This is a genomic window from Anaerolinea thermophila (assembly GCF_020723905.1).
Lineage (GTDB): Bacteria > Chloroflexota > Anaerolineae > Anaerolineales > Anaerolineaceae > Anaerolinea > Anaerolinea thermophila_A.
The window spans coordinates 58,274-72,489 of sequence record NZ_DYHZ01000004.1 but is presented as its reverse complement, the minus strand read 5'-3'; the positions used below and the strand labels follow the sequence as shown (position 1 = coordinate 72,489).

At 61.1% G+C, this 14,216-nt stretch carries 14 protein-coding genes; 7 read left to right on the top strand and 7 right to left on the bottom strand.

Going from position 1 to position 14,216, the window contains the following annotated elements; all coding sequences use genetic code 11:
* Nucleotides 1–73 precede the first annotated feature (73 nt).
* The 7 genes from LHF31_RS07110 to LHF31_RS07080 form a co-directional block, all read right to left on the bottom strand.
* Nucleotides 74–592 (bottom strand): hypothetical protein, encoded by a 519-nt coding sequence (locus tag LHF31_RS07110; RefSeq protein WP_298007932.1) that lies wholly within the window; start codon nucleotides 590–592, stop codon nucleotides 74–76.
* Nucleotides 592–1,731, bottom strand: coding sequence for a dipeptidase (locus LHF31_RS07105; protein WP_303773966.1), 1,140 nt, complete (start codon nucleotides 1,729–1,731; stop codon nucleotides 592–594). The genes LHF31_RS07110 and LHF31_RS07105 overlap by 1 nt, the downstream gene beginning before the upstream one ends.
* Nucleotides 1,732–1,793: 62 nt before the next feature.
* Entirely contained in the window at nucleotides 1,794–3,020 is a 1,227-nt protein-coding gene (locus LHF31_RS07100; RefSeq protein WP_298007937.1) for a 30S ribosomal protein S1, read from the bottom strand.
* Nucleotides 3,021–3,134: 114 nt separating this feature from the next.
* Nucleotides 3,135–4,436 carry a coproporphyrinogen III oxidase family protein gene (locus LHF31_RS07095; protein WP_298007939.1) on the bottom strand — a complete coding sequence of 434 codons (1,302 nt, stop codon included), beginning with the start codon at nucleotides 4,434–4,436 and terminating at the stop codon, nucleotides 3,135–3,137.
* Nucleotides 4,437–4,910: 474 nt separating this feature from the next.
* Entirely contained in the window at nucleotides 4,911–6,293 is a 1,383-nt protein-coding gene (locus LHF31_RS07090; RefSeq protein ID WP_298007941.1) for a sodium-dependent transporter, read from the bottom strand.
* A 411-nt stretch (nucleotides 6,294–6,704) separates the two neighbouring features.
* The gene (locus LHF31_RS07085; RefSeq protein WP_298007943.1) at nucleotides 6,705–7,850 is read right to left on the bottom strand and encodes a glycosyltransferase; all 1,146 of its coding nucleotides are present in this window, start codon (nucleotides 7,848–7,850) and stop codon (nucleotides 6,705–6,707) included.
* Nucleotides 7,828–8,049, bottom strand: a complete 222-nt coding sequence (locus LHF31_RS07080; protein ID WP_298007945.1) for a DUF951 domain-containing protein — start codon at nucleotides 8,047–8,049, stop codon at nucleotides 7,828–7,830. Before LHF31_RS07080 ends, LHF31_RS07085 begins: the two co-directional genes overlap by 23 nt.
* 41 nt (nucleotides 8,050–8,090) lie before the next feature.
* Here LHF31_RS07080 and LHF31_RS07075 point away from each other — a divergent pair, with 41 nt between their 5' ends.
* From LHF31_RS07075 to LHF31_RS07045, 7 genes are all read left to right on the top strand, one after another.
* Nucleotides 8,091–8,729: a site-2 protease family protein gene (locus LHF31_RS07075; protein ID WP_298007947.1), complete on the top strand. Its 639-nt coding sequence runs from the start codon at nucleotides 8,091–8,093 to the stop codon at nucleotides 8,727–8,729.
* An 85-nt stretch (nucleotides 8,730–8,814) separates the two neighbouring features.
* Complete coding sequence (locus LHF31_RS07070) at nucleotides 8,815–9,801, top strand: prephenate dehydrogenase/arogenate dehydrogenase family protein (RefSeq protein WP_298007949.1); 987 nt, start codon at nucleotides 8,815–8,817, stop codon at nucleotides 9,799–9,801.
* Between the two features lie 31 nt (nucleotides 9,802–9,832).
* Entirely contained in the window at nucleotides 9,833–10,090 is a 258-nt protein-coding gene (locus LHF31_RS07065) for a GIY-YIG nuclease family protein (RefSeq protein ID WP_298007952.1), read from the top strand.
* A 6-nt stretch (nucleotides 10,091–10,096) separates the two neighbouring features.
* Complete coding sequence (locus LHF31_RS07060) at nucleotides 10,097–10,648, top strand: phosphoribosyltransferase family protein (RefSeq protein ID WP_298007954.1); 552 nt, start codon at nucleotides 10,097–10,099, stop codon at nucleotides 10,646–10,648.
* A gap of 24 nt (nucleotides 10,649–10,672) precedes the next feature.
* Nucleotides 10,673–11,467, top strand: coding sequence for an endonuclease/exonuclease/phosphatase family protein (locus LHF31_RS07055; RefSeq protein ID WP_303773960.1), 795 nt, complete (start codon nucleotides 10,673–10,675; stop codon nucleotides 11,465–11,467).
* A complete protein-coding gene (locus tag LHF31_RS07050; protein WP_298007957.1) occupies nucleotides 11,464–12,591 on the top strand; it encodes a glycosyltransferase in 1,128 nt (375 codons plus the stop codon). Before LHF31_RS07055 ends, LHF31_RS07050 begins: the two co-directional genes overlap by 4 nt.
* Entirely contained in the window at nucleotides 12,585–14,111 is a 1,527-nt protein-coding gene (locus LHF31_RS07045; protein WP_298007959.1) for a hypothetical protein, read from the top strand. Before LHF31_RS07050 ends, LHF31_RS07045 begins: the two co-directional genes overlap by 7 nt.
* The last annotated feature ends 105 nt before the right edge of the window (nucleotides 14,112–14,216 follow it).

Genomic DNA, 14,216 nt, shown 5'->3' with positions numbered 1-14,216 from the left:
TGTGTTGTTGCTGTGAGCCTTCCAGACCCTGCACTTTGCGGGGAGCGGGCGGCAGTTTCTCGGGCGAGGGGGTTCATGTCTGGGGCGGTTCAGAAGGCGGGGAGTGCCGGTGAAGGGTGAAAGGTAACATCAAGATAAAGCCAATGGCAATCAGTAACTGCCCCACTTCGACCCCGCGTGCCTGCCACTGCCCGAAGTAAGGGATGGCTGGCAGGGAGTGACTGCCCATCCCAAAGACATCTGCCATGCCGGCAAAGACGGCGATGACGTAGCCGGTTGCCACCAGGCGCTGACCGATATCGGCGGCGATGCTGAGGGGCTCGCCCTTCCACAGCGCCAGCAGGCTGATATACCCGCCGATGCAGATGATTGCCAGCCCGATGAGGAACACGGCAATCTGCACAAACCCGATTACCGGACTGCGATCCAGCCCGAACAACCCGGGGCGCGCGCCCATCAGGAAGACCAGAAAGCCAAACAGGGTGAGGATCAGACCGGTGCGGGCGCGGCGGTGCCAGTAGCGGTACGGGCGCGTGACCGAATTGGTCGCGGCGACGGGCGGGGGAGAAGTTGGGGAAATCTGGGCAGTCATCACAGAGGCAAAATCCTTTCCAGAAAAGTTTGCCAGTTTCCCCCGAAGATTGCGGCAAGATCCATTTCATTATACCCGGCTTCTGCCAGCACGTCAGCCAGTCGGGGCAGGTCGGCAATGGTATCCACCCCGGCGGGGATGCGCTCCAGCCCAAAGCCGCCGTCCAGGTCGGAGCCCAGTGCCACATGGCGGGCGTCTCCGGCAATCTGGCAGATGTGATCCACATGAGCGGCTACGTGTTTCAGCGTGGTGCTCTCGCGCGGATCGCCGGCAGACCAGCCCGGTCTCAGCCAGCGGGCGTTCAGGGCAATGCCGATGACGCCGTCGCGCTCGACGATGCGGCGAATCTGGGTATCGCTGAGCAGACGCTGGTTATCGGGCTGGCGGGCAAGCGCGCGGCAGGCGCTGTGCGAGGCGCACAGCCAGCCTTCAAAGCGGTCCAGCGCCTGCAGAGACGAGCGTTCGTTCATGTGCGCCAGGTCCAGTCCCATGCCCAGGTCGGCGAGGATGTCCAGCAGTTCCCAGCCCTCGCGGGTAAAGGCGCCCTCGTCGCGGTTGGAGCCGCAGAAGCGTCCACCCGCCCACACCGGCGCCACCAGACGCACGCCCTGAGCGGCGTAGTCTTCGATTTCGCGGGGTTCGCGCAGACCTTCGGCGCCTTCCATCATCACCACCAGCCCGATGGGTGGGCAGGCAGGTGCAGGGCGCTCGTCGGGTTCGGCTTCGGGAGGGAGCGGTTCAGGGAGGGGAAAGTCTTGCCACGCCTGAAGCACCGTTTGCAGGTCGCGGCGGGTTTCCACGCGCCGGAAGGTTTCGGGATGATCCTCGCACCAGCGGCGGTACACGTCCAGTTGTTCCATCCAGCGTTGACGGGCTTCCTGCGGGGTGCGGTACACCTGCGTTTCCCAGTCTTCCAGTACCCCGGCGCGCACGACGAACAGACTGGCAATCACCAGCGCGGTGCGAGCCTGTTGCATGTCCGGCACGGCGACGGTGCATTCGCCGTTGTTGCGCCGGGGGGTCAGCGTGCCGCGCTCGGATTGGCGGATGTCCTGTACGGAGCGGAAAAGATCGCGTCCGAAGGTGAGGACGTTGTATGCCAGATCCAGGTGACCGTCAATCATCCAGTGGGGTTTCATAGGGTTTGAGGGAAAAAAAGAGCGCACCGGCGACGATGCGCTCTTGTCGATTCCGTTAAGGATCAGGCTTCTTCGGAAGCGTCCAGGTCTTTGAGGGCTTCTTCCAGCGCCTGCCAGTCCAGGTCGGTGAACGCCTGAGAGTCCACGCGGCGCAGGCTTAAGCCGATGCGGTGATTTTCGGGGTCAATTTTGACGATGCGCAGGGTGACCTTTTCGCCCTCTTTGAGCACCTCTTTGGGGTGTTCAATGCGCTTCTCGCTGATTTCGGAGATGTGAATCAACCCTTCGATGTCCTCTTCCAGTCTGGCAAAGGCGCCGAACTTGGTCAGGCGGGTGATCACGCCTTCCACCAGCATGCCTACCTGATACTTGGCGGCGCGCTCCAGCCAGGGGTCGTTCTGGGTCTGTCGGATGGACAGACCGATGCGGCGCTTTTCGCGATCCACGCTGATGACCTTGACCTTGACTTCCTGCCCAACCTCAAGGACTTCACTGGGGTGCTTGATGCGATCCCAGGAAATTTCGGAGAGGTGCACCAGCCCATCGGCGCCGCTGATGTTGACGAAGGCGCCAAAATCTGCCAGGCTGGTAACGCGCCCGGTGCGGATTTCGCCTTCGGTCAGGGTTTCAATGACGCGCTCTTTGAGGGTTTCGCGGGTTTCGGGGGTGGCGGCGCGCTCGGAGAGGATCAGGCGGCGGCGTTCGCGGTCCACTTCGATGACGATGACGTCAATCGCTTCGCCCACCATCTTGCTCCAGCGCTGTTCAGGGCTTTCGCCGCTTCCCATTGCCGCACGCCGCGAGAGGCTGATTTGAGAGGCAGGAATGAAGCCGCGCAAGCCAAAGACAGGCACAATCAGACCGCCCTTGTTGTAACCGATAATTTTGGAGTGGTAAACCTCTTTGCTGTCCCGCATTTCTTCGACTTTTTTCCAGTCGGTTTCTTCGCGGGCTTTTACATAAGAGAGGACAATGTTGCCATTGGAGTCTTCGGGGTGAACCACATACACCGGGATTTCCTGGTTGACCTGCAGTTTTTCGCGTTCTTCAGGAGGAATGGCTTCCAGTTCACGCCCGCTGATGACGCCTTCCGATTTGGTTCCAACGCTGACTAAAATTTGTTGAGGGGTAATGCTTGCAATAACGCCAGTGCGGATTTCGCCCACTTTGGGCAAATCCAGCCCCAGGCCTTCCTTCTCCAGCAAGGAAGCCATGTTTTCATGGTTCTCGGCGTTGTCTTGCGTTTGCTGGGGCATTCCCTGCTCGAGTTGGGTGTCTTTCTCGTCCATACGACTAGTTTCTCCGGAGGTTGTTAGAATTTCAGACTGATTATAAAGGTGAATCACCCTTTTTGCAACCCTGAAAAGATTTGATGAAAAAGGGTTGGCGGATGCCGATAAGGACTAAATTTTGGCATTGGAGAGGCGGGTATCCGGTTTATAGAGAGATTCACTGGCCTGGACTGCGCGCCGCGCCTGATCGCGCACGCGGTTAATGCTGGAGAAGAACTCGCGCATCAGCACCACCAGCAGGTAGCGCCCGCGCGGCGTCAGGGTGATGGCTTCGGAGGAGTTTTCGGCAAACGCTCCGGCTTTCTCAAAAGCCAGCAGTTCCAACGGCAGGCACTGTTCAATGGGCTTGCCAAAATCGCGCTGCCACTGGCGTTTGTCCAGGCGCAGACCGAACAGGTCCATCATGAAGCGGTAGCGCATTTGATCCACGCGGCTGAAGCGACGTTTCCCCGCAATGGGAGCGTGTCGTTCGCCAATCCAGCGCTGGTACGATTGCAGGGAGAAGGTGTTGACCAGCAGGGTGCCGTTCAGGTAACTGAACGACCCCGACCCCACCCCCACATATTCCTCGCTTTTGACGATGTACTCATCAATCAGGCTTTTGCCCTTGCGCGAGAAGGTCCAGGCGGTGGAGAGTTCAAAAACGCTGGAAAGGGTCTCGACGATGCGTTCGTACAGTGCCGCCTCGCGGGAAAACTCCACGTTTCCCACCGTCTTTTCCAGAGAGCGTCGCACCGAGGGCGAGGTCATCAACGGGTAGCAGGTGATCTGTGTGGCACCCGATTCCATTACCAGGCGCAGGTCGCGGTCAATGCTGGCTTCGTCCTGTCCGGGAAAGTTGAAGATGAGGTCCACGTTGAAGGCGTTGAACGCCGGAGCGGTGCGCTGAATGCGTTCCAGAATCTCCCTGCCAGAGCCGAAGCGTTCGTAGCGGTTGATGCGTTTGAGCAGGTCGTCATCGAAGGACTGCACCCCCACCGAAAGACGTTGAACGCGCGGCGCCAGCAGGTCCACCAGACGGTCGTCAAGGTGGTTGGGGTTGGTCTCGCAGGAAATTTCGCGCACCCCGAACAGATCGCGCGCCAGATCCATGATTCCCACCAGTTCGTCCATAAGAATGGTAGGCGTGCCCCCGCCAATGTAGAGGGTGTCGAAGGTATAGCCCTGTTTTGCCACCATGCGCATCTCTTCGCGCAGGGAACTGAAATACAGGCGGGCTTTGCGCTCGTCGAACAGGAAACGATTAAAGGAACAGTACGGGCACAGACTCTCGCAGAAAGGTACATGCGCGTAGAGCATGTAGGCTTTCCCTGCCTGTGGAGCGGGCAACTGGGGGAGATGTTCAGATTTCAGGTTGAGCAGAACGCCTGAAGCGAGTCGAAAGGTTTCGGAAAAGAGGGTATCGATGATCATGGATGCGCCTTGAAAAGGATAGGAAAAACTGAATGCTATTATAGCCCCAAACCGCTCTTAAAATACAATGGACAAAAGCCACAGGTTAGACATGTCAAAAGAAATGTTACAAAAAAGATTGTTTGTCAAGAATAAAAACACAGTCTCGCAGAACCGTTTCCGCAAGACTGTGGGTTAAATCGCGATTGCCGGGGACGCCGACCCCGGCAATCTTTAAAGGAGGAGAAGAAGAGAAGTCGCCCTTGACTGCTATTATAGGCAAACCGGGTAAGAAAATCTTGACGAAAAACTTACGATTCCCCTACGATTTCCCTACGATTTTCAGAAGAAGGGCACCGTGCGCTGGTTGAGCCTGCCGAAGGAAGCCAGCCCCCTTACCGGATGAGGGAACGCGAGGGGTTCGCATCCTTCATACAGATGCGGCGGTCTCCCTACGGGGTATGCCCGCCTGACAGGCTCACCGGACGCCTTCTGTCAGAACACTCCCAGACTGTTCAGCAGGACCACCAGCACCAGGAGGGGGGAAATGTAGCGCACCACAAACAGGAAAGAGCGCACCACCCGGTGGTTGGAGAGCGTTCCGTTGTTGGTCAACTGGGCGATGACCAGTTCCGGTTTGAGCACCCAGCCGACGAAGATGGCGATGAACAGCCCGCCCACCGGCAGGAGCACGTTCGAGGTGACGAAGTCGTACAGGTCAAAGAGGGTTTTTCCGAAAAGCGTGAAGCCTGCCAGGGTGCTGTTGGAAAGCGCGGCGGTTGAGCCGACCAGCGCCAGCAATCCCACGGTGATCCAGGTGGCAGACCTGCGCGAAAGGCGGAACTGCTCGTTGGCATAAGCCACCAGCACCTCTACCAGCGAGACCATTGCGCCGGTGGCGGCAAAACTGGTCAGCAGGAAGAAAAGGAAGATGAAGACGTTGCCCAGCGGCATCTGCGCGAAGACGGCGGGCAGGGTGATGAAGAGCAGTTTGGGTCCGGCGGCGGGTTCAAAGCCGTAGGTGAAGACCACCGGGAAGATGGCAATGCCCGCCAGCAGAGAGACAGCCAGATCGGACAGCGCCACGCGCAGGGTGGTTGAGGGGATGTCCTGATCATCCTTCCAGTAACTGCCGTAGGTAATCATGGCGCCCATGCCGATGGACAGTTTGAAGAACGCCAGTCCCAGGGCTACCAGCGCGGTTGTGGCGGAGATTTTGCTGAAATCGGGCTGGAAGAGGAACGCCAGTCCCTGTCCGGCGCCGGACAGGGTGAGGGCGCGCACGTCCACGATGAGCAGGAGGAGGAAGAGCAGGGGAACCAGACGTTTGGTGGTGGCTTCAATGCCCCTGGCAACCCCAAAGGTGATGATGACACCCACCAGAATCAGCACCACCCACTGCCACAGCAGAGACTGCACCGGGTCGGTGACCAGCGCATTGAAGGTTTGCATGGTCACCTGCGGGTCGGTGGAGAGAATGTTGCTGGTGAGCGAGCGTGCCACGTAGGCGAACACCCAGCCTGCCACCTCGGTGTAAAACGCCATGATGAGGAATGCCGAAAGCGCGCCCGCCGCGCCGATCAACCACCAGGGCTGGCGCGGAGAGGGGGACAGTTTGCGCATGGTGGTGATGACGTTGGCGCGTCCTGCCCGCCCGAGCAGAATTTCGCTGATCATCACCGGTAAACCTACCAGAAAGGTAGCCAGTAAATACAGAAGAAGGAATGCCGCCCCGCCGTTCTCGCCGGTCAGGTAGGGGAACTTCCAGATGTTCCCCAGCCCGATAGCAGAGCCAAGGGTGGCGATGAGTGCGCCCAGTGCGGTGGCAAAACCACTGCGTCCGGCTGGGGCTTCGGTGCCAACGGTTTCTTTTGCCATGATGAACAGACCTCCAAATCAAAAAGATTGTGCCCGTAAAAAAACTCCCCGGCATGTTCCGGGGAGTCTGGACATTCACGATCGGTAAACAGCCTCAATCTCCCCTGTGGGATGAGTGGCAGGGGGAAATCATCTTAATCATCCAGAAAGGACTGTGAGGCAGATGGGTCAGTTGCACGGGCACGGTTATACCAGCCTGCGGGGAAATCGTCAACGGTTTTGAGGATTTTTTCGTCCATGTGCTACAATGAAAAAGGGAATCGTTCCCGCTGGGACTGGCACCGGGGGAAAGGAGGGACAATGTCGGGAACTGGCGGGCAAGGTCTGGAAGGTCTGGAAACCCGATATGGTCTTCTAAATCAACAGGATTCCCCGGTGCGCAGTCCGTTGCCCCGCTTCGTGCGGGGCAATTTATGTCTGGAGAATGCCTGCGTAGCGCCCAAGGATGCGGGCAATCTCGCTGGCGGCATCGGGGCGGGCAAGTTGACGTGAAACCTGTGCGGCGTGCTGGCGTTCTTCGGGGCGCTCCAGCCAGCGGCGCAGGGCAGAGACCAGTTCTTCGGGGGTGGGCGTCCACAGACCGGCGCCAGTCTCGACCACATAGGTCACGTTGCCGTCTTCCTGCCCCGGCATTTTGCTGTACAGCAGGATGGGTAAGCCGGAGATGAAGGCTTCGCTGATTGTCCCGGGTCCGGCTTTGCTGATGAGGATGTCGGCGGCGCGCATGAAGGCGGGCATTTCGGTGACGAACCCGTACACATGCGCCGGAATGTGCCATGGATGGCGTTCCAGCCGCATGCGCAGGGCGTGGTTGCGACCGGTGACGATGGCTAACGCCACCGGCAGGCGGGCTTCGTCAATGGCGTGCGCCATGTCTTCCAGGGGACCCATCCCCTCGCCGCCGCCCACCATCAGTGCCACCGGCAGGCGCTCATCCCAGCCCAGACGCCGGCGGATGTCCTCGCGGGCTTCGCTCAGGCGCTGAAAGCGCAGCGCTACCGGCATCCCCACTACGGTCATCTGGTGGGGTTCCAGGCCGGCGTTCAAGCCGCGGCGGAAGGCTTCTTCGGTGGGCACGATGACCTGCGAGGCGCCGCGCGCGTACCATGCCGCATGCGTGGTGACCATGTCGGTCACTACTGTCACCAGCGGAATCCCCGTGCCTGCCAGCGCCCGCGCCATGGGGGTGTTGATCAACTGATGCACCGAAACGTACAGGTGGGCAGGGTGTTCTGCCATCAATTTCTGGATGTGGCGGCGCACGTAGGGCCAGATGGCGGAGTAGAACACCCGCGTGCGGCGCGGTCCATCGGAGATGCGGTAGCCCATGCCCCACAGGGCAGGCATGCGCGAAAGCGGTGGGTAAATTTCGGGCGCCAGATTCATCGGCGGGGGAGCGTATTCCTTGAAAAAGTCCACCATCTCGCAGGAAATACGTCCTTCATACAGCGCGTCGAGGGCTTCGATGATGGCTTCGGCGGCGCTGCGGTGTCCGCCGCCGGTATCGGAGAACAGGAATACAATCCGGCGGGGTTCAGCGGGGAGGGGTGGGATCATGCGATTCTCCAGAGCGGATTTTCTTCATCCGGCGGGAAAGTTCGCGGCGCGAGAGCAGGACGACCCGCCCACAGGTCAGACATTCCAGCCCGATATCGGCGCCGAGGCGAATCACCTTCCACTCGTACCCCCCGCAGGGATGCGGTTTGCGCAGGGTGACGATATCGTTCAATTGAATGTCCGGAAGCATGCGCTTCATTATACCCCATGTTATAATCGCTCCATACAGGCGGTGTGTTCATGTTTGATTTAGACCCTATTTCCCTGATTTCTCGTGTTATTACCCTGGTGGTGGCATTGACCCTGCATGAGTACGCTCATGCGCGCACGGCGCAAGCCTTTGGCGATCCTACTCCCGGCATGTACGGGCGGGTAACGCTTAACCCGCTTTCACATCTCGACCCTCTGGGCTCGCTGATGATGATTTTTGTCGGTTTTGGCTGGGCGAAGCCGGTGCCGGTCAACCCTTACATCCTCAACCGGCGTTCTCCGGCGGCGTACATGCTCGTTTCGCTGGCGGGTCCGTTTTCCAACTTTTTGCTGGCGCTGGTGGCGGCAATCCCGTTCCGTGTGGGTTTGTTTTCGGTGGGCGAGGCTTTGGGTGGTTTTGGGTTTCTGCCGCAGTTCCTGCTGAATTTCATTGTCATCAACCTGCTGTTGATGCTCTTCAACCTCATCCCGCTGGCGCCGCTGGATGGCGACAAAATCATCGAGTTCTTCCTGCCCCCCGCGTGGGCGCAGGTGCTGGAACGCATTCGCCCGATGGGACCTGCCATCCTCATGGTGGTGCTGTTCGTCCTGCCGTGGGTGGGCATTGATGTCTTTGGCGCTCTGCTTTACCCGCCCATTGGCAATTTGTTGCGGGCTCTGGTGTACTGATTCTCCGAATTGAGGATGTTCCCTTGAATAAAGCAGTCCCATTCTGTCTGTCTGGCAAGTTTGTGGAAATGGAGGTGCATAACCCATGAGTGTGCAGATTACCCTGATTGGTCTGGATCAAACCGGTGCATCTTTCGGGCTGGGTCTGGCAAACGCCGCGGAGCAAATTTACCGGGTGGGACACGATAAAGACCCCGACATGGCACGCATGGCGCAGAAGATGGGCGCGGTGGATAAGGTGGTCTTCACCCTTCCGGCGGCGGTAGAGAACGCCGATGTGGTCATCCTCTCCCTGCCCGCCGATGAACTGCGCTTTACGCTGGAAGCCATTGCCCCGCACCTCAAGCCCGGCTGTACCGTGGTGGATACCTCTCCCATTCCTGCCGCCTCGACGGAATGGGCGCAGAAGGCGCTCCCCCGCGAGGACCGCTACTTCGTCACTCTTACGCCGACGGTGGCGGCAAAGTACCTGCTGGAAAGCGACCGCGGCACGGCATCGGCTCAGGCAGACCTGTTCAAAGATACCATCATGATGATCACCGCGCCCGCCGGAACCGATTCCTCGGCGCTGACGCTGGCGGAAAGCCTTGCCGAGATGCTCGGCGCCAAGCCCATCTTCTCCGATGCGGTGGAGGTGAGCGGGTTGCTGGCGTCCAGTCACCTGCTACCGGAGGTGCTTTCGGCGGCGCTGGTCAACGCCACCGCCGGACAGCCCGGCTGGTCGGATATCCGCAAGATTGCCGGGCAGATGTACGCCCGCATGACCGAACCCGCTTTCTTCTTTGCCGAGAAGGGCAAACTGGGACAAAACGAAATCTTCAGCCATACCACCCTGGTGGCGGTGCTGGATCACTTTATCCGCGAGCTGGTGGATATTCGCGATGCGATTGCCCGCGAGGATGGCGAAGCCCTGCACGCCCGCTTTGAGCAGGCGCGTCAGGCGCGCCAGTCGTGGTGGAGCCAGCGTTTGAAGAATCAGTATCCCGAAGCCAGCGAGGAAAAATCGCCCGGTATGCCGCGCTTTGGCGAATCCATTGGGCGCCTGCTGGGCATCCGTCCCAAACGCGATTAAACCCATCACCGGGGAGTGCACTGGCGTGGGCATGTGTTACTGCTATCTGCTGGAGTGCGCCGACGGCACCTACTACACCGGCTGGACGACCGACCCGGATCGGCGCGCCCGTCAGCACAATGCCGGACGCGGGGCGCGTTACACGCGCACCCGCCTGCCGGTGCGCCTGGCGTATGTCGAACCTCAGCCCGACCGCGCCGCCGCCATGCGCCGCGAACGTCAACTTAAACGCCTTTCCCATGCTCAAAAACAGGCGCTGTGCGCCTTACCTTTGAATCTGGAGGAGTGAAATTCCATGACCGAACGCGAAACCTATCCGATTGACATTGCCGGTGTGCATCGTGAACTGCCTTTGTTTGAAATCAAGCCCGGTTTGCGCATCGCCATCCTCAACATTCTGGGCGATACCGAACTGGTGACGGCTTGCGCCCGCGCCCTGGCGGAAAAACTGAAGGCAGTGGACTACGACGTGCTGGTCACCGCCGAAGCCAAGAGCATCCCGCTGGCGCATGCCCTTTCGGTGGAAACCGGCAAGCCTTACGTGATTCTGCGCAAGTCCTACAAGCCCTACATGGGCGATGCCCTGCGCGCCGAGACGCTTTCCATCACCACCGGTCAGCCGCAAACCCTGTATCTCGATGAAAAAGACCGCGAGATGATGAAGGGCAAGAAGGTCATCATCGTGGACGATGTGATCAGCACCGGCTCGACCCTGCAGGGCATGCGCATGCTCCTGCAGAAAGCCGGCGCCGAAGTGGTGGCAGAAGCCGCCATTCTCACCGAGGGCGAACGCGCCAAGTGGGCACAGATCATTGCGCTGGGACATTTGCCCGTCTTCACCGACTGAATCTGCCCGCCGCGCTGAACAACGATGGAGCATCCCTTCACGCTGATGACTTTTAACCTGCGCACAGCCGAAGCGCAGGACGGCGAATATTCCTGGTGCCGCCGCCGCAATGTGGTGGTGGACTGCCTGCGCGCGCTGGATGCGGATTTGATCGGCTTGCAGGAAGTGCACGACGATGTGCAGGCGCGGGATGTACGCGAGGCGTTTCCCGACTATGAGTGGATTGGGGTGCGCCGCGGTGGAAACGGCGCCGCACCGCTGGAGATGAACGTGGCGCTGGTGCGCCGCGGCGCTTTTGAGGTGCTGGATCGGCAGTTTTTCTGGCTCAGCCGTACGCCGGAGATACCGGGAAGCCGCTCGTGGGGGAGTGCCTACGTGCGCACGGCGATTTTCCTGCACCTGCGCAGTTGTTTGAGCGGCGCGGAGGTTGCCTGGTTCAACACTCATCTGGATTACCTGCCGCAGGCGCGCCTGGAAGGGGCAAAACTGGTGCGGCGGCGCATTGACGCCCTGCCGCCCGCGCTCAGGGTGCTGGTCACCGGCGATTTCAACGCTGGAAAGCGTTCCTGCGTGTACCGCACCCTGCTGGGAGAAGGGGCATCGGTGCACCGCCTGCAGGATGCTTACCGCGCCATCCACACCGATGGCAGGAACGAAGGCACTTTCCACGCTTTTGGCACGCTCCCGCGCCTGCAAGCCATTGACTGGGTGCTGGTCTCGCGCGAGATGCCCGTGGAGGATGCCGGGGTTGCCTGCTGCAACCGGGAGGGGGTGTACCCTTCCGATCATTATCCCGTCTGGGCAAAGGTGCGCCTGTGAAGATTGCCTGTATTGCCACCGCGCAGGTGCCGTCCATCACTGCCAACAGCATTCAGGTGATGAAAGTTTGCCATGCCCTGGCGCGCAACGGACACGAGGTCACCCTGTACGTGCCGGGCAAACCGGCAACAGACTGGGAGACGCTTGCCGACCTGTACGGGTTGAGTCAACCCTTTCCGGTGCGCTGGCTTTCTGCCCTGCCGCTGGCAAAGCGCAACGATTTTGCCCTGCGGGCGGTGCGCCTTGCCCGCCGTGAGCGCGCGGAGATGGTCTACACCTGGGCGATCCAGTCGGCAGTGATGGCGCTGGTGTCGGGCATGCCTGCGGTGTTTGAAGCCCATGATCTGCCCACCGGCAGACTGGGTCCGCTGTGGATGCGCGTTTTCCTGCGTCTGCCGGGGCGCAGGCGTCTGGTGTGCATCACCCGTGCCCTGCGCCGGGCGCTGGAGGCGCGCTTTGCCGTGCGCCTGCCGGAGCATCAGGTGGTGATTGCGCCCAACGGGGTGGACCTTGACCGCTACCGCGACCTGCCCGACCCGCCCTCGGCGCGGGCGCAACTGGGACTGGCAGAGGGCGTCACCGTGGGGTGCAGCGGGCATCTCTACGCCGGGCGGGGCGGCGAGTTGTTCCTGGCGCTGGCGCAGGCGTTTCCGCAGGCGCAGTTCCTCTGGGCGGGCGGACGGGAAGAGGATGTGCAGTCCTACCGCCGTCTGGCGCAGGAACGAGCCCTTGCCAACGTGACCTTTACCGGCTTCATCCCGCAGGCGCGTTTGCCGCTGGTTCAGGCGGCGGCGGATATTTTGCTCATGCCCTACGGGAAGAGCATTGCCGGTTCCAGCGGGGGCAATTCGGCGGAGATTTGCAGTCCTATGAAACTGTTCGATTATCTGGCGGTGGGGCGCGCCATCCTTTCCAGCGATTTGCCGGTCATCCGCGAGGTGCTGGATGAGGACACGGCTGTGTTCGCGCCGCCCGAAGATGCGGCGGGCTGGATTGAGGCGCTCCGCCCTCTGCTGGCGGATGCCGGTTTGCGCCGCAGGCTGGCGGAGCGGGCGCATGCGCTGGCAGAACAATACGACTGGCAGGCGCGTCAGGCGCGCATTCTGGGAGGCGAGACATGGTGAAAACAGGGCTGAAAATCCCGGGGCTGATTTTCGGGGTGGCGGCGCTTTCTGTGCTGACGGCGTGGCTCAGCCCGGGGGCGTTCTGGCGCGGCTTCGGGGCTTCCTTCCTGCTCATCGGCGGGAGCGCGCTGGCGCTGTTCTGGCTCTGGCGCGGGATGGGCGGCGGCAGGATGCTGGCGGTGTGGATGACGCTGGCGTTCGTCCTGCGCCTGGGACTGGGACTGTTCTTCAGCATTGCCTATCCACTGTGGGGTTACGATGAACCTGAGTACAACGCGGGGTACGTCTTCCGCGATGCCTATCACCGCGACCGCGAAGCCTACGAGGTTGCCCTCTCGGGCGAGCGCCTGCTCTTCAATCCCAGTCTGAAACTGGGTTCGGATCAGTACGGCGGACTGGGGATGATCAGTGCGCTGGTGTACCGCACCCTGAGCGCCGATGCTCACCGTCCGGCGCTGGTGCTGATTCTGGGCGCGCTGTTCTTTGCCCTGGGCGTGCCGTTTCTCTACCGCGCCGCACAGGCAAGGCTTTCGGAAGGGGCGGCGCAGGTTGCGGTATGGATTTACCTGCTTTATCCCGACGGTTTGTTCTTTACCGCCTCGCAGATGCGCGAACCTTTTATGCTGGGCTTGCTGTGTGTGGGGCTGTGGTTGGTCCTCCGCTGGCGGGAGCGTCCGCGCGCGGCGGTGACGGCGGGCTTGCTCGCCCTTGCGGGGATGCTGTTCATCTCCACCCGCTCGGCGGTATTCGCCGCTGGCATTCTGATTCTGCTGGCGTGGCTGGAGTTCACCGCGCGGCACCCGGGCAGGGGCTGGAAGGCGCTGGGCTGGATCGGCATTCTGCTGGCGGGCGGGGTGGCGTTTGTGCTGACATGGGGCTGGTTCCGCGAGGCGGCGGTGTACGACCGCGTGCTGACTCTGAGAGCCTCGGGGCGCCTGGCGGCGTTTATCGCCGATGTGGGCGAACGCTACATTGTGCCGACCATTGTGGGCTACGGGCTGGCACAGCCGGTTTTCCCTGCCGCGCTGGTGGAGCCTGCCATTCCGCTGGCAAAGATCGTCATTCTCCTGCGCTCGGCGGGATGGTATGCGCTGGCGCCTTTGCTGGTGTACAGTCTTCTGGCGGGGTGGAGAACTTCGAAAGAGGAAGACCGGCGGCTGATTTTGTGGGCGGCGGGGGCGTTCTGGGCGTGGGCGCTCATCTCTGCCCTGCGCGGCGGCGGCGATATGACCGACAATCCGCGCTACCGGTTGCTGCTCCTGCCGCTGGCGGGGCTGGCGGTGGGCTGGGCGCTGGATTTTGCCCGTCGTACCGCAGACCGCTGGCTGTGGCGCATTCTGGCGGTTGAAGGCATCTTCCTGGCGGTGTTCCTGCAGTGGTACCTCAGCCGTTATCTGCATCTGGGCGGGCGGCTTTCTCTGCCGGCAATGGGCGCGTTGATTGCAGGCTTGAGCGCGCTGGTGCTGGTGGGCGGCTGGGTGTACGATCGGGTGCGCCCGCCGCGTCCATCCGGCGGGTGAGGGCGGGCATCTCCCTCTGGTGGTGAAATCCCGGTGAATCGGGGCGGAATCTCTCCCCATGGGAGCGATTCCGTAGTATAATCCGCCCTCGCGCGAGCAAACGTG

Bases quoted from the DNA above. Each gene is read 5' to 3' on its own strand.
- LHF31_RS07110 (WP_298007932.1), bottom strand. From the start codon at position 592: ATGACTGCCCAGATTTCCCCAACTTCTCCCCCGCCCGTCGCCGCGACC.
- LHF31_RS07095 (WP_298007939.1), bottom strand. From the start codon at position 4,436: ATGATCATCGATACCCTCTTTTCCGAAACCTTTCGACTCGCTTCAGGC.
- LHF31_RS07105 (WP_303773966.1), bottom strand. From the start codon at position 1,731: ATGAAACCCCACTGGATGATTGACGGTCACCTGGATCTGGCATACAAC.
- LHF31_RS07080 (WP_298007945.1), bottom strand. From the start codon at position 8,049: ATGAAGCGCATGCTTCCGGACATTCAATTGAACGATATCGTCACCCTG.
- LHF31_RS07060 (WP_298007954.1), top strand. From the start codon at position 10,097: ATGACCGAACGCGAAACCTATCCGATTGACATTGCCGGTGTGCATCGT.
- LHF31_RS07100 (WP_298007937.1), bottom strand. From the start codon at position 3,020: ATGGACGAGAAAGACACCCAACTCGAGCAGGGAATGCCCCAGCAAACG.
- LHF31_RS07055 (WP_303773960.1), top strand. From the start codon at position 10,673: ATGGAGCATCCCTTCACGCTGATGACTTTTAACCTGCGCACAGCCGAA.
- LHF31_RS07045 (WP_298007959.1), top strand. From the start codon at position 12,585: ATGGTGAAAACAGGGCTGAAAATCCCGGGGCTGATTTTCGGGGTGGCG.
- LHF31_RS07065 (WP_298007952.1), top strand. From the start codon at position 9,833: ATGTGTTACTGCTATCTGCTGGAGTGCGCCGACGGCACCTACTACACC.
- LHF31_RS07075 (WP_298007947.1), top strand. From the start codon at position 8,091: ATGTTTGATTTAGACCCTATTTCCCTGATTTCTCGTGTTATTACCCTG.
- LHF31_RS07090 (WP_298007941.1), bottom strand. From the start codon at position 6,293: ATGGCAAAAGAAACCGTTGGCACCGAAGCCCCAGCCGGACGCAGTGGT.
- LHF31_RS07070 (WP_298007949.1), top strand. From the start codon at position 8,815: ATGAGTGTGCAGATTACCCTGATTGGTCTGGATCAAACCGGTGCATCT.
- LHF31_RS07085 (WP_298007943.1), bottom strand. From the start codon at position 7,850: ATGATCCCACCCCTCCCCGCTGAACCCCGCCGGATTGTATTCCTGTTC.